This window comes from Gammaproteobacteria bacterium (genome assembly GCA_041395725.1).
Classification (GTDB): domain Bacteria; phylum Pseudomonadota; class Gammaproteobacteria; order Pseudomonadales; family Pseudohongiellaceae; genus NORP240.
This window is the reverse complement of sequence record JAWKZW010000001.1, coordinates 1,285,264-1,298,766: the sequence shown is the minus strand read 5'-3', so window position 1 is coordinate 1,298,766 and position 13,503 is coordinate 1,285,264. Positions and strand designations below refer to the sequence as shown.

The window sequence follows — 13,503 nt, the reverse complement described above, 5'->3', positions numbered from 1 at the left end:
TGCGATCATTAGCTTTGCTTGAATTCATCACGAGGAATATTCCTGATCCAGAGCGCCGGATAGGGCTAACGCTGCCTGTCGGAACTTCTGGCGGGCCAGGAATTCGCAGGATACCCCCATGAGCGCCAACACTGAGCAGTTTCTTGACAACATTACCCGCCTCGACAGCGCTACGCGTAAGCGCTTTGAGAACTCCCGCAAGATCACCGTAGCCGGCAGCCGGGAGGATCTCCTGGTACCTATGCGGGAGATAGTGCTGACCGACACGGTCACCGAATCAGGCCGCGAGCCGAACCCCCCGGTGCGAGTCTACGATTCTTCCGGACCCTATTCAGATCCCGAAGCACACATCGACCTGCGTGCCGGATTGCCGCCCATACGCACCCCCTGGATAGTAGAGCGCGGTGATACGGAGCAACTCGATGGCGTCAGCTCCAGCTTTGGGCGGCAACGGCAGCAGGATGTGCAAACAGCCCATCTGCGCTTTGAGCACCTGCGACTGCCGCGTCGGGCGCTGCCAGGCAGGAATGTCTCGCAGCTGCACTACGCACGCAAGGGAATTGTCACGCCGGAAATGGAATTTATCGCCATCCGCGAGAACATGAACTACCAGCAGGCGAGGGAACAGGCAGCGATTGCCGCCCAGCACCCCGGGCAGTCTTTCGGCGCCGCCATTCCCGGCGAGATAACCCCGGAATTTGTTCGCGACGAAGTCGCCCGAGGACGGGCTATCATCCCCGCCAATATCAATCACCCGGAAGTCGAACCGATGATTATCGGGCGCAACTTCCTGGTCAAGGTCAACGCCAATATCGGCAATTCGGCCGTCACCTCTTCCATCGAGGAAGAAGTTGAAAAACTGGCCTGGGCGGCCCACTGGGGTGCCGATACCGTCATGGACCTGTCGACTGGCAGGAACATCCACGAAACCCGGGAGTGGATCATTCGCAACTCCATGTTGCCCATAGGCACAGTACCCATTTATCAGGCGCTGGAAAAAGTGGATGGCGTTGCCGAGGATCTGACCTGGGAAATCTTCCGTGACACGCTGATCGAACAGGCAGAGCAGGGAGTGGATTATTTCACCATTCATGCGGGCGTGCTGCTGCGCTACGTGCCTCTGACCGCCAGGCGCATGACGGGTATCGTCTCCCGGGGCGGCTCGATCATGGCCAAGTGGTGCCTCGCTCACCACCAGGAAAACTTCCTCTATACCCATTTCGAGGAAATCTGCGAGATTATGAAGGCCTACGATGTCTCATTCTCCCTGGGCGACGGACTGCGACCAGGCTCCGTGGCAGATGCCAACGATGAAGCCCAGTTCGGCGAGTTGGAAACTCTGGGTGAGCTGACCAAAATCGCCTGGCAACACGATGTACAGACCATGATCGAAGGCCCGGGCCACGTGCCGATGCACATGATCCAGGAGAACATGACCAGGCAGCTTGAAGTCTGCGACGAAGCGCCTTTCTATACGCTGGGCCCTTTGACCACGGACATCGCCCCTGGCTACGATCACATTACTTCAGGTATCGGTGCAGCCATGATCGGCTGGTTCGGTTGTGCCATGCTGTGCTACGTGACGCCCAAAGAGCATCTGGGGCTGCCCGACAAGAAGGACGTCAAGGAAGGCCTGATCGCCTACAAAATCGCCGCCCACGCGGCGGATCTGGCCAAGGGTCACCCGGGCGCTCAGCTGAGAGACAACGCGCTTTCCAAGGCTCGCTTCGAGTTCCGCTGGGAAGATCAGTTCAATCTGGCGCTGGACCCGGAAACCGCCCGGGCCTACCACGATGAAACCTTGCCCAAGCAGTCCGGCAAAGTGGCCCATTTCTGTTCCATGTGCGGGCCGAAATTCTGCTCCATGAAAATAAGCCAGGAAGTGCGGGACTACGCCAAAGCCCGCGAGCTTGGCAGCATTGACGAGGCCATGTCGGCCGGCATGGAGGAGATGGCCGAGGTCTACAATGAGTCAGGACGGCAGCTTTATCGCAAGGTTTAGCTGGAGTTGATTTGGTGGCGTGTGCCCATCCGGAGGCCGCGCCGGGCCAGGGGAATCTGATCCTCCGCAACTTGCACCCCTCCGGGGTACCCTCCCTCGGTCAGGAGCCCGCAAGCGGTCTCCTTCGGTCAGTCGGTGGGGCGTTCTGATCGCTCCGTCCTCAGATTCCCCTGACCAGGCCGTTCGGAGCCACTGATAGTCCATCCACCAATCAGATACTCGCCCAAACCAAAATGTAATGTGACTATTTTTACCATGCCGCCTTTACCAAGCCGCGCGCCCGCGATCTGACAACACGGGCTTTTGCAGCAACAACAGTAGCTGGTGATTTCTCGGGGCCTTTTTGCGGATTTCGGGACATGGGCGTGTGCTGGTCCGGAGGCCGCACCGGCCCAGGGGAATCTGATCCTCCGCAACTTGCCCCCCTCCGGGGTACCCTCCCTCGGTCAGGAGCCCGCAGGCGGTCTCCTTCGGTCAGTCGGTGCGGCGTTTTGATTGCTCCGTCCTCAGATTCCCCTGGCCCGGCGCTCAGTGCGAGACCTTTGGCTGCAGCGTTCCTGCAAGCCTTTTGAACTGTCTCTGTTGAAACGACGAGGCATGATTCGTACCGGTACAAGCCAATCGCCGCCGAAGTATTCGAAGCCGCCGGGCTTCATCCTGAGCTGAAGCCTAAGGCATGGTCAAGCCGGGGTGTCGTGCGGCTGCAATTAAGGACCAGCGCTGAACGGCGAAAAATGACCGCCCCCCAGGGCATTTTTCAGAGTGAAGGCACCCCGGAGGGGCGCGGTCCGCAGCAGCACGACACCCCGGCTTGGCCAGGCCGCTCGGAGCCACTATTGCCGACGCAATAAAAGCCTGACCCAAAAAGCAACAAGAAGCACCACAGTTCAACTTAAGAGCCCCATCTGTTATCATTGCCGCCCTTTTTTCAACGTGAACGAGTCCCTGATCATGTCTGAAGTGATTGATGATCTGAATATTGCCTCTAATATGCCGCTGATTACGCCGCAACAGCTGAAGGATGAATTGCCGCTTATTGACGAAGCTCAGCATCGGGTCAAAGAGGCTCGCGAGACTATTTATAACATCCTGGATCGCAAGGATTCGCGGCTTTTTGCCGTGGTCGGACCCTGTTCCATTCACGATCCTGACGCGGCGATGGACTATGCCCGGCGCCTGAAAAAACTGGCAGATGAGGTCAAGGATACCCTGTACCTGGTGATGCGGGTTTACTTCGAGAAACCCCGGACTTCCATCGGCTGGAAAGGGCTGATAAACGATCCTTATCTTGATGATTCGTTCAAAATTGAAGACGGACTGCGCATGGGTCGCAAACTGCTGTTGGATATCGTAGAGCTGGGTCTGCCGGCCGCCACCGAGGCACTGGACCCGATCTCTCCGCAATACCTGCAGGACATCATCGCCTGGTCGGCCATTGGCGCCAGAACTACCGAGTCACAGACTCATCGGGAGATGTCCAGTGGATTGTCTTCTGCCGTCGGATTCAAGAACGGGACCGATGGCGGGTTGACGGTGGCGATTAATGCCATGCAGTCAGTCACCAGCCCCCATCGATTTCTCGGTATCAATGGTCAAGGGCAGGTGTCGGTGGTAACTACCAAGGGTAATCCTCATGCCCATGTTGTCTTGCGCGGTGGCAGTAACGGACCGAACTACGACACCGTCCACGTGGCTCAGGCGGAACAGGCGCTGGAGAAAGGGGGCGTCAGCCGCAATATCGTCATCGACTGCAGTCACGCCAATTCTGACAAGAACCCTGAGGTTCAGCCACTGGTTTTAAAGGATGTTGCGCATCAGATAATCGAGGGTAACCAGTCCATTATCGGCGTGATGCTGGAAAGCAACATCAACGCCGGTAACCAGAGTATTCCCAAGGATCTCAGCCAGCTGCAGTACGGCGTTTCCGTTACCGATGCCTGTATGGACTGGGATACCACCGAGAAAGCGATCCGGGATATGGCGGAGAAATTACGGGATGTCCTGCCGCAGCGCGAAAGTGCCGGTAACGCTTGAAAAGCACCTTTGTAACTCGCAGCTGTTTGGGCTAGAAACTGGAACCTGGCTGTTCCAGGAAGCGCAGCTCCTGCTCCGAAGTTTCCCGGCCAAGGAGAGCATTGCGGTGCGGGTAGCGCCCGAACCTGTCGATGATCTCCTTGTGACGTTTTTCAAATTCCAGCTGTCTTTCCAGCCCCGGCTGGTCGAATAGCGTCAGCGCCAATTGGTGGATTTCGGCGGATTCACTGTGCATATAGGGCATGTAGGCGAAGCCTCGCTGTTCCACCGTTAACTGACTGTCCAGTTGCCGTCTGACCAGTTCCTGGGCCAGCGCCAGTGCGAGGCTGTCAGAGGCGAAGGCCAAAGGGCTGTCGCGAAACAGGTTGCGGGAAAATTGATCCAGGACGATGATTTCCGCCAGGGCACCCTGAGGCGAGTTGCGCCAGCCGTACAGTTCGCAGCGACTGGCGCTGCGATGCAGGCAGGAAAAGCGCTCGATGATTATTCGATCAAACGCCGGGTCTTTTTTGAATCGCTGGGCTGGTTCGATTTCCTCGAACCAGAAACTGATTACGTCCTGGGCATTCAAGCAAGCTATCCGGTTACATGTTGCTGGCCTGTGCCAGGGGAGCGATGGACAGGGGCTCTTTCTCGGCCCGTCCCTGTGCAACCCAGCTTTGTACAAAGGGGTTGTTCAGCAGCGTATCACAGTACCGGCGGGATTCCTCGCACAGCTGAGCCTGGTTGTTGGCCAGGATAATGGCCACCGGCGCGAACATGCAGTCAGCGATGGAAAACCTGCCGTACAGATAGTCGCCGTTCTCACCGAACTTGTGGCGGCAGCAGCGCCAGATGGAGTCGATGCGGGCAATCTCCTCCAGCACCTTTTCGGATGCCGTGCGGCGAATACCCGCCTTGCAGTTCAGCGGCCAGTCGCGCTTTATATTGGGGAAGTCGGCGTGGATCTCGGCGCTCACCGAGCGGGCGCTGGCTCGTTTGCGGGTGTTGGTCGGCCAGCCCACATCACCGAGCAGCTCGGCGGAGATATACTCGCAGATCGCCAGCGAATCCCAGATGCTGATCTCCTTGTGGAGCAGCACCGGTACCTTCAGTGATGGCGACAAAGGACCAAGTTTTTCCGCCGTGTTGCGCTGATATAACGCGATGGAGATTTCCTCGAAGTCGACGTTGAACATTTTCAACAGCAACCAGGGACACAGGGACCAGGAAGAATAGTTTTTGTTGCCGATTACAAGCCTGACATCTTTCATTGCTCTAGCTCCGGATAACAGTACTGACTCGAAGTCTTACCAGTTTTGTCTTCGATAGCTTTCCCGGAATCTGCCCAAACCGTGATCCGAAATTCTCTCCGGGCGGTTATCGCACTCTGACAGGAAAGCCTGTTAAAAACCTGCACTGCCAGGGGTGGTTGGCATAAAGTCTGACAACGTGAGCCCTCTGCCGGTGAGTGCGTGGTGGTCCGGTTGTCAGCCTTGAAGAGGAACCCCGGTGTGCCGGGAATCTCCCCTTATGAGTTGGCTATTAAACACGGTGTTTATTACCGCTGGGGGGATCGAAAAAGGCCATGTACTGATTAAATATGGCAGAATCGTGGCAATTACTCGTGGAGCGCTGATTTAGCTAATAAGAATCAAGGATTTAAAGTATATTGCCGATATTGCGACGGGCCTTTAGCAGCAGGAGTTTTGTGAGCGCGATGAACAGAAGAATCGCTATTGTTGAAGATGAAGCAGCCATCAGGGAAAACTACGCGGATGTGCTTCGCAAGCAGGGGTATGAGGTACAGACCTATGCCAACCGCAGCGATGCCATGGCGGCCTTTGACATCAGGCTGCCAAGTCTGGCCATAATCGATATCGGCCTGGAAGATGAGATCGACGGGGGCTTCACCCTGTGTCAGGCGTTACGTTCCATGTCCGATACCCTGCCGATTATTTTTCTCACCGCGCGGGACAATGATTTCGATACCGTGAGCGGATTAAGGATGGGTGCCGACGACTACCTCACCAAGGATATCAGCCTGCCCCATCTGTCGGCTCGAATTGCAGCGCTGTTCCGTCGTCTGGATGTGCAGGATCAGCCAACATCCCCGGAAAACCTGCTCAATCGGGGCAAGTTGACCCTGGATGTGGGGCGAATGACAGTCCAGTGGGATAACAAGCCGGTACCGCTGACGGTCACTGAATTCTGGATGGTGCATGCGCTGGCCAAGTACCCTGGTCATGTGAAGAGCCGGCAGGTACTGATGCAGGAGTCCAAAATATACGTGGACAGCAGTACCATTACCTCTCACGTGAAGCGAATCCGTAAAAAATTCATCCTTGTCGACAGCAGCTTCGATTGTATCGAAACGGTCTATGGCATGGGTTACCGCTGGAATATTAACGCAGAGAATATAGTCCACTGAAAAAATGGTGTTCAGGCTGAGGAAATTCATAGGCATCCGCTTTAAACTGGTCTTTCTGTCCAGTTTTCTACTGATCATTCCATGGCTTGGCTACCGCTACATCCTCGAGATGGAGGAGTACCTGCGTCTGGGCCAGGAGCAGGTGGTACTGGGTTCTGCGCGGGCGCTTGCCACTGCCCTCAATGAGCGGCCGGAACTGTTTGACGAGGCCAACTACAGCCCGGCCCGCCGCAGCAGCGATCTTTACGTCTACCCGATTTACTACCCGCTGGCTCTTGACGATGGCAATCTGCTGGACTGGCGTGAGTATCAGCGCTATGAGGTAAGGTATGACAACAGGGACTACCTGCGTACGCCATTAAACCCGGCGCGCAACTATGACAAGGAGGACTCCCTGCATTTCAATGCCATGGTGGGGGAATACAACCGGTCGCTGTATGCCTATTTTCGCGTGGTGGACGATTCTCCCGTTTACCGCAGCAGAGACGCCCTGAGTCTTACGCGTAGTGATTTCCTGCATATCGCTATGCTGGGGCCGGAGGGGCACGAGATAAATCACTTCGTCATCGCCCCGCATGAACCCGAGTTCCTCTATCCGTTCAAGGTCAACGCCGATTTTTCCGATCCGAAATATGAAAACCGCATCAGTGGGCAATGGTATGCCACCGACAAGGGATACGAGGTGGAGCTGCAGATTCCCCTGGATATGCTCGGCAGCAAGCTGGGGTTCGCTTTCTACGACGTGGATAATACGGAAAGTCGCCAGGTTGAAACCGTCATTGCCACTTCGAATGTCAACAGCAGCGAAGGGCTGGGCTCACTGCTGCGGCCTACTCCGGAAATAGATCGTATAGTGGACGGGTTCGGAGAGTCCGAATCCCGCATCCAGGTGGTCGATGTCACCGGCAGGGTATTGTTGACAGCTGGCGACATTCAGACCGCAACCGGTCTGATGCTGGTCAACGAGGATTCGGAAACCTACACCAACAAATACTGGGGCTATATCAACGAGAGAATACTCAAGCCGCTGTACTATCGGGTTCTGACCAAGCCGAGTAACGATTTTATCGATGAGCTGTATACGGGTGTCACCCGGGAGGGTGCCCATATCGATTCCGCCCTGGCGGGGGTGCCACAGACCCAGTTCCGGACCCTGACCGACACCCAGACCCGTATCCTGGGCGCCGCGCATCCAATCCTGGCCAACGGGGAAGTGCTGGGTGCGGTGGTGGTCGATCAGAACATGAACGGCATCCGGACGTTCAGAAACCAGGCCCTGGAAAGATTGTTCAATACCATGCTGGCGGTCATGCTGGCAGTAGTTCTGGGACTGTTCTTTTTTGCATCGCGCATTTCACGTCGTATTCGCCTGCTTCGGAACCAGGCGGAAAACATCATCGACGATAGCGGCAGGGTGAGGAACACCATTGAAGCCAGTAGAAACGGCGATGAGATAGGTGACCTGAGCCGCAGCTTTTCCAGCATTGTGGAACGTCTGACTCAATACACCAGCTACCTGGAAAACATGTCTTCACGGTTGTCTCACGAGCTGCGCACGCCGGTTACCGTGGTACGGTCTTCGCTGGAAAACCTGGGCATGGTAGCTAACAACGAAGAATCGGCCATCTATATCGAGCGTGCCGATGAGGGTATTCGCAGGCTAAACACAATTCTTACCAATATGAGCGAAGCTACCCGTCTGGAGCAGATGCTGCAGACGTCGGAGAAAGAAAAAATAGATCTGGTGGCGGTCATTCGAGGCTGCGTGGAAGGTTACGAGATGGCCTACCCGGAAGTCCGTTTCGAAATGGATACCAGTAACCGTCCCATCTTTATTCACGGCGTACCGGAGTACATTGCCCAGCTGATGGATAAACTGGTGGCCAATGCCGTGGAATTTTCGTTTCCTGACGAGAGTATACGGGTTCTTTGTCACAACATGCGGGATCACGCGATCATCAAGGTGATCAATCACGGGCCCTACCTTCCGGAAGAAATGAAAGGCCGCTTGTTCGACTCCATGATCTCGGTACGGCCCCAGGAAAAACAGAAGCAGCCCCATCTGGGTATGGGTCTGCACATTGCCAGGCTGATCGCCGAATTCCACGGTGGTCAGATCCGGGCAGATGACTTGACTGACGCCCAGGGTGTGGCAATTACCGTGATACTTCCGCTGTTTTTTAAATAAGGAACCGCTGGATCAGTCTCCGGTATAGAAATCCGGTGCATTCTTTTTTACCACTGGCGAGTCACTGGCCCAGGCATGGCAGGTGTCCAGTACCTGCGGGCGACGTTTGCTGGTGCCGACGTTGGAGTCGGATTGCCTGGCCTGGTGCCGGCGCCGCGGCCAGATGGTCTGGAAAGCGACCGTGGCCATGGGAAACAGCAGTTCGGTCAGGTGCGTGCAACCCTCTTTGCCGCCCACTTTCTGGCGAATGGCGCGGCGCCAGCCCGGTCCCATGGTAATGCCCACCAGAGATTTATAAGCGGGTGCGATGCCGGGGCACATTTCGAAGGGGCTGTGCTCGGTTGCCGCCTCGACGTCGTGAATGACAAACTTGTCGTCGATGGTCACCCGCAGCAGCATTTCGTGCAGGGGCTCTCCTACCTGGACCGTGCCCCGCCAATCGTTTTGAAATTCATAGGTCTTGACGTCCGTCATGTGCGCTTCTATGTCCCAGAGACCATCCGCCCTTTCGAATCCCTGATAGGTGATCGCGCGGGTATGGAGGTGCTCACGGGGTGCGGGGGCGGGTAAGGGCATTATCAGTTTCCTTGCCTGGGCGGATAGAAGTTGTAGGCGGAATGCAGCAGGCGTCTGCTGCATTCCGCCGCCGATTATAACCGATAGGGGAAAGCAGCCACAGGTTGACAGGGGCGCTGTCCGGGTTTGCGGTGCCGGCTCAGTGCTGCAGCGTGACTTAACACGCTGGATTCCCTGTAAACGGAGAAAGGCGGGTCACGAACATATGACAATATGTTTTCACTTAGCCGGTTGGTAGCTGGCCCGGGAATTCGATTTTACCTATCCGGTCAGGCATAATGGCGCGCCAATCTTCAGACTGAACAGGAGTACCCATGGTAAGTGCAACAGCTAGACATATACTGGTGGAAACCGAAGAAAAGTGCCTGGAACTGAAAGAACGCATAGCGGCCGGTGAAGATTTTGCCGCGATCGCGCAGGCGCATTCCTCCTGCCCGTCCAAGGCTCAGGGTGGTGATCTGGGCCGCTTCAGTCCCGGCATGATGGTGCCTGAATTCGACAAGGTGGTTTTCAGTGCCGACGTCAATTCCCTGCAGGGTCCAGTAAAGACCCAGTTCGGCTATCATCTGCTGGAAGTCACCGAGCGCACCGAGTGACCCATTGCTGGCTGGAACAGACCGGACTGTTGCCGTGAAACCCCTGAACCTGCTGTTTGTCTGCACGGGCAATGCCTGCCGATCGCAGATGGCCGAGGGCTGGGGCCGCCATCTTTGCGGGCAACTTCCGCCGTACCTGGCCGTGGATGTCCAGTCAGCAGGGCTCGAAGCCCATGGCCTGAATCCGGCGGCGGTGGCTGCCATGGCCGATCGGGGCGTGGATATCAGCAGTCAGCAGTCCACTGTGCTGACCCCCGCCATGATTGCAGACGCCGATCTGGTGATTACCGTCTGTTCCCATGCCGACGCGCACTGCCCGATCATCCCCGCTGGCAAGCAGAAACGTCATCTGCCGTTCGATGACCCCGCCGCCGCGACCGGCAGCGAGGCGGAGATCAGGTCGGAATTCGCCAGGGTATGCGAGGAGATCCGGCAGGCAGTCACCGAGCTGTTTCACGAGCTGCTGCTGCAGCGCCTGGCCCGGGAGCAGGGCAGTGTCTTCGAGCATGCTGACCTGGAGGTCCTGTCGCGGGAGCGGGTCTACGATGGGTTTATTCCGGTGGATGTCCTGCAGTTGCGGCACCGTTTATTCGCCGGGGGCTGGAGCGAGACGATGCGTCGCGAACTGGCCATCCGCCCGGCGGCTGTCGGGGTACTGCTTTATGATCCCCGGCGGGACGATCTGGTGATGGTCAAGCAGTTTCGAACCGGTGTGCTGGATGCTGACCACAGTCCGTGGCTACTGGAAATTGTCGCGGGGCTGGCCGATGCCGACGAGGCTCCCATTGAGGTAGCGAAAAGAGAGGCACGGGAAGAAGCCAACTGTGCTATTACCGAGGTCATCCCTATCTGTGAGTATTTCAACAGCCCCGGCTGGTGTGATGAAAAAATCAACCTGTTCTGCGCCCGGGTTGATGCCGGTCAGTTGCAGGGGATACACGGTCTTGACGCCGAGCACGAAGACATTCTGATCGTGAGCGTGCCCCTGCCCCAGGCGGTGGAAATGATCGCCACGGGTGAAATCAATAACGCCATGTCCATTATTGCGATTCAGTGGTTGCAACTTAACAGGGAGAGGTTGCGCGCAGAGTGACATGAAGCTGTCGTAACCTGTAGAGTGATAGCCCAATCATTGCATAAATTGTTGAGGTCAGGAGCTTTCAGAGTGGCATTTCCAGTGTCGTACGGAGAGTATTATGGATCGAGCGTAGTTACTCTGCGTGATATCCAGAAAAATTGAGTACGGCGCTGGAAATGCTGCTATGGAAGCAGCGAAGCGGTCCTGGTCCAACAATTTATGCAATGATTGGGTTAAGTGGCTAGCAGGACTGGAGGAAAAGGTTCGAATCCATGAATAACTACCGGTATGATAGCGGGTCATCCAACAATCTCTAATGACTGTCTCGCCATGAGACAGAGGTGGTAATCGGACCGGGCATGAAAGATCGAAGTTACAGTGTAGACCTGATAAAGCAGATGGCAGAATGTGATGCCAATTACATCAGGTTACTCAAATTAATACCTGAACTGCGTGAGTTTCATCGCGATGCTCCGCAGTCATGGGCCAACGACTCGGACAGACTGCTCGCCGAATTTGTCATCGCCGACGATTACGAAGGGCGCGGCGAGACGGTAGTTGAGGTGCGTGTCATTGAATCGTTCCGGTATACCACCACGTTGGAGATTACCCAGCGCCCCGCATTGGGCGGGTGGCTGACCAATCCATCCATGCAGGTGCGGATTTACCACGACGCCAATACAGCGGAAGTAACTTCTTATCAGCATCACCGCAATTTTCAGTCCCATTATCTGCGGCCACAGCAGGTCAGATTCCAGCGGGACGAAAAAATTCAGGTGAACAGATTTCTGGGCGAATGGCTGTCTCTCTGTCTGCAGGCTGGGCGTTGTCTGAAAGTGCCGGATATCGCATTTAGTTAACAGGCTGTTTAATAACGTTATGAGCGCAGCCAATAGCTTGTCAACAGTCTGTTAATCCAAGGTAGGATTACAACAGTGGATATTGCAAAAAATCCGATCAATGTCCTTCAGATCACTGACACCCACCTTTATTCGGTGCATTCCGGAACGTTACTTAAAATTAACACCCACGGCAGCCTGTCGGCCGTTCTTGATACAGTTACCAGAAATGAAAATGACATCGACCTGATTCTGGCAACCGGTGATATTGCGCAGGATGCCTCCCCGAGTTCCTACCAGCATTTTCTGAAATACATGGAGCGCTTCGACGCGCCGGTGCGCTGGGTACCGGGCAATCATGATTCCGGCGACGTCATGCAGGAAGTGGCCGGCGAGCAGGGGCTCTGCAATAAGGTGGAGACGATTGGAAACTGGCAGTTCATCATGCTGGATTCAAGCCGGGTCAACCATGTTGATGGTTACCTTGCCGAGCCCGAACTACAGGTATTGGAATCCGCGCTGTCGGAAGCGGAATCCGACCCGGTCATCGAGCACAGCCTGGTTACCTTGCACCATAACCCGGTACCGGGCAGTTCCGCCTGGATGAAAGATATCGGTTTGCGCAATGACAGAGAATTCATGGCATTACTGAAGCGGTCGTCGACTCTGCGCTGTGTGGTCTATGGGCATATCCATCAGGCGCTGGATTTCAAGGTGGGCGGCATCCGCTTTTTCTGTACCCCCTCCACCTGTATTCAGTTCAAGCCGGAGGTCATCGACTTTGCGCTGGACTCGATCAATCCAGGCTACCGGCGTCTGAAACTGTTCGCGGACGGCTCCATCGAATCGGAAGTTATCCGCATTGATGGTGCCGAGTTCCGGCCGGACTACGACAGCGCAGGCTACTGAGTGTAAGGAACTTCTGACCTCAACGAGTTTCTGGCCTCAACGAATTTCTGAACAGGAACACAGACATTGCCAGGCTGGCAATGTCTGTGTTCTGGCATGGGGTGGCAATTTACCTCATACTCTCGCTACCCTGCCCCCGCGCCCGAGCCACTCGTCCTATAATGAGCAGTGAAGATCATTTCGTTATTTACCTGCATGGATTCCTGAGTTCTCCGGAATCGAAAAAGGCCAGGCAGACTGTCCACTATTGCCAGGAACGGGGCATGGGCAGTCGCCTGCTGGTCCCGGAATTGACGGGAGGGCCAGCCGAATCGGTCGCTCAGGTGCAGGAAATAATCGACGGGCTGGATGGCAGACCGGTCGGCCTCATAGGCAGCTCGCTGGGGGGGTTCTATGCCACCTGCCTGGCGGAAACAAACCGGTTGCGCGCGGCAGTCATCAACCCGGCGGTACAACCTTTTCTGCGCTGGCGGGATTACCTGGGAGAACACAGAAATTATTACTCTGACGCCGTGCACGTGGTCACCGAACAGCACGTTATGGAGCTGCAAGAACTGAACGTGGAAGCGCTCCAGACACCGGATAATTATCTGCTGCTGGCCCAGACCGGCGACGAAGTACTGGATTATCGCCTGGCCGAAGGGCTCTATCAGATGGGGACCTGTATAATCCAGGAAGGCGGCAATCACAGTTTTGAAAACTATGCAGATTTTCTACCCATAATTTTCGATTTTCTGGCTATCAAGAATTGATAGCTGTGTGCGATAAAAAGTTATTCAACGAATACATTTCCCGCAGTGCCCGCCAGGTAAACCGGGATTCCCGGGTTTGTAAGACAATCAGCCTGGCGGCTGACAAACTCCACAAGCAT

The 13,503-nt window shown here is 55.8% G+C and carries 12 protein-coding genes; 9 read left to right on the top strand and 3 right to left on the bottom strand.

Going from position 1 to position 13,503, the window contains the following annotated elements; translation table 11 throughout:
• The first annotated feature begins 118 nt into the window (after positions 1-118).
• Together thiC and R3F50_05755 are read left to right on the top strand one after the other, a co-directional pair.
• Positions 119-2,002 (top strand): phosphomethylpyrimidine synthase ThiC, encoded by a 1,884-nt coding sequence (thiC, locus tag R3F50_05760; protein ID MEZ5489806.1) that lies wholly within the window; start codon positions 119-121, stop codon positions 2,000-2,002.
• Positions 2,003-2,953: 951 nt separating this feature from the next.
• The gene (locus tag R3F50_05755; protein ID MEZ5489805.1) at positions 2,954-4,036 is read left to right on the top strand and encodes a 3-deoxy-7-phosphoheptulonate synthase; all 1,083 of its coding nucleotides are present in this window, start codon (positions 2,954-2,956) and stop codon (positions 4,034-4,036) included.
• 31 nt (positions 4,037-4,067) lie between these two features.
• On the opposite strand, the gene R3F50_05750 is transcribed toward R3F50_05755, so the two are convergent.
• Positions 4,068-4,607 (bottom strand): DUF924 family protein, encoded by a 540-nt coding sequence (locus R3F50_05750; protein MEZ5489804.1) that lies wholly within the window; start codon positions 4,605-4,607, stop codon positions 4,068-4,070.
• 13 nt (positions 4,608-4,620) lie between these two features.
• Complete coding sequence (locus R3F50_05745; protein MEZ5489803.1) at positions 4,621-5,289, bottom strand: glutathione S-transferase family protein; 669 nt, start codon at positions 5,287-5,289, stop codon at positions 4,621-4,623.
• A gap of 446 nt (positions 5,290-5,735) precedes the next feature.
• On the opposite strand from R3F50_05745, the gene pdsR reads away from it, so the two are divergent.
• Both pdsR and pdsS read left to right on the top strand, forming a co-directional pair.
• Entirely contained in the window at positions 5,736-6,446 is a 711-nt protein-coding gene (gene pdsR, locus R3F50_05740; protein ID MEZ5489802.1) for a proteobacterial dedicated sortase system response regulator, read from the top strand.
• A gap of 4 nt (positions 6,447-6,450) precedes the next feature.
• Positions 6,451-8,634 carry a proteobacterial dedicated sortase system histidine kinase gene (pdsS, locus tag R3F50_05735; protein MEZ5489801.1) on the top strand — a complete coding sequence of 728 codons (2,184 nt, stop codon included), beginning with the start codon at positions 6,451-6,453 and terminating at the stop codon, positions 8,632-8,634.
• Positions 8,635-8,646: 12 nt separating this feature from the next.
• On the opposite strand, the gene R3F50_05730 is transcribed toward pdsS, so the two are convergent.
• A complete protein-coding gene (locus R3F50_05730; protein MEZ5489800.1) occupies positions 8,647-9,210 on the bottom strand; it encodes a DUF2889 domain-containing protein in 564 nt (187 codons plus the stop codon).
• A gap of 314 nt (positions 9,211-9,524) precedes the next feature.
• Here R3F50_05730 and R3F50_05725 point away from each other — a divergent pair, with 314 nt between their 5' ends.
• The 5 genes from R3F50_05725 to R3F50_05705 all read left to right on the top strand — a co-directional run bounded on the left by R3F50_05725 (position 9,525) and on the right by R3F50_05705 (position 13,384).
• Positions 9,525-9,806, top strand: coding sequence for a peptidylprolyl isomerase (locus R3F50_05725; GenBank protein MEZ5489799.1), 282 nt, complete (start codon positions 9,525-9,527; stop codon positions 9,804-9,806).
• A gap of 34 nt (positions 9,807-9,840) precedes the next feature.
• Positions 9,841-10,899, top strand: a complete 1,059-nt coding sequence (locus R3F50_05720) for an NUDIX domain-containing protein (GenBank protein ID MEZ5489798.1) — start codon at positions 9,841-9,843, stop codon at positions 10,897-10,899.
• Positions 10,900-11,243: 344 nt separating this feature from the next.
• Positions 11,244-11,744 carry a DUF1249 domain-containing protein gene (locus tag R3F50_05715; protein MEZ5489797.1) on the top strand — a complete coding sequence of 167 codons (501 nt, stop codon included), beginning with the start codon at positions 11,244-11,246 and terminating at the stop codon, positions 11,742-11,744.
• Positions 11,745-11,819: 75 nt separating this feature from the next.
• Positions 11,820-12,632, top strand: coding sequence for a 3',5'-cyclic-AMP phosphodiesterase (gene cpdA / locus R3F50_05710; GenBank protein MEZ5489796.1), 813 nt, complete (start codon positions 11,820-11,822; stop codon positions 12,630-12,632).
• A gap of 161 nt (positions 12,633-12,793) precedes the next feature.
• Complete coding sequence (locus R3F50_05705) at positions 12,794-13,384, top strand: YqiA/YcfP family alpha/beta fold hydrolase (protein ID MEZ5489795.1); 591 nt, start codon at positions 12,794-12,796, stop codon at positions 13,382-13,384.
• The last annotated feature ends 119 nt before the right edge of the window (positions 13,385-13,503 follow it).

Bases quoted from the DNA above. Each gene is read 5' to 3' on its own strand.
- R3F50_05715 (MEZ5489797.1), top strand. From the start codon at position 11,244: ATGAAAGATCGAAGTTACAGTGTAGACCTGATAAAGCAGATGGCAGAA.
- R3F50_05725 (MEZ5489799.1), top strand. From the start codon at position 9,525: ATGGTAAGTGCAACAGCTAGACATATACTGGTGGAAACCGAAGAAAAG.
- pdsR (MEZ5489802.1), top strand. From the start codon at position 5,736: ATGAACAGAAGAATCGCTATTGTTGAAGATGAAGCAGCCATCAGGGAA.
- R3F50_05730 (MEZ5489800.1), bottom strand. From the start codon at position 9,210: ATGCCCTTACCCGCCCCCGCACCCCGTGAGCACCTCCATACCCGCGCG.
- R3F50_05745 (MEZ5489803.1), bottom strand. From the start codon at position 5,289: ATGAAAGATGTCAGGCTTGTAATCGGCAACAAAAACTATTCTTCCTGG.
- thiC (MEZ5489806.1), top strand. From the start codon at position 119: ATGAGCGCCAACACTGAGCAGTTTCTTGACAACATTACCCGCCTCGAC.
- R3F50_05755 (MEZ5489805.1), top strand. From the start codon at position 2,954: ATGTCTGAAGTGATTGATGATCTGAATATTGCCTCTAATATGCCGCTG.
- pdsS (MEZ5489801.1), top strand. From the start codon at position 6,451: ATGGTGTTCAGGCTGAGGAAATTCATAGGCATCCGCTTTAAACTGGTC.
- R3F50_05705 (MEZ5489795.1), top strand. From the start codon at position 12,794: ATGAGCAGTGAAGATCATTTCGTTATTTACCTGCATGGATTCCTGAGT.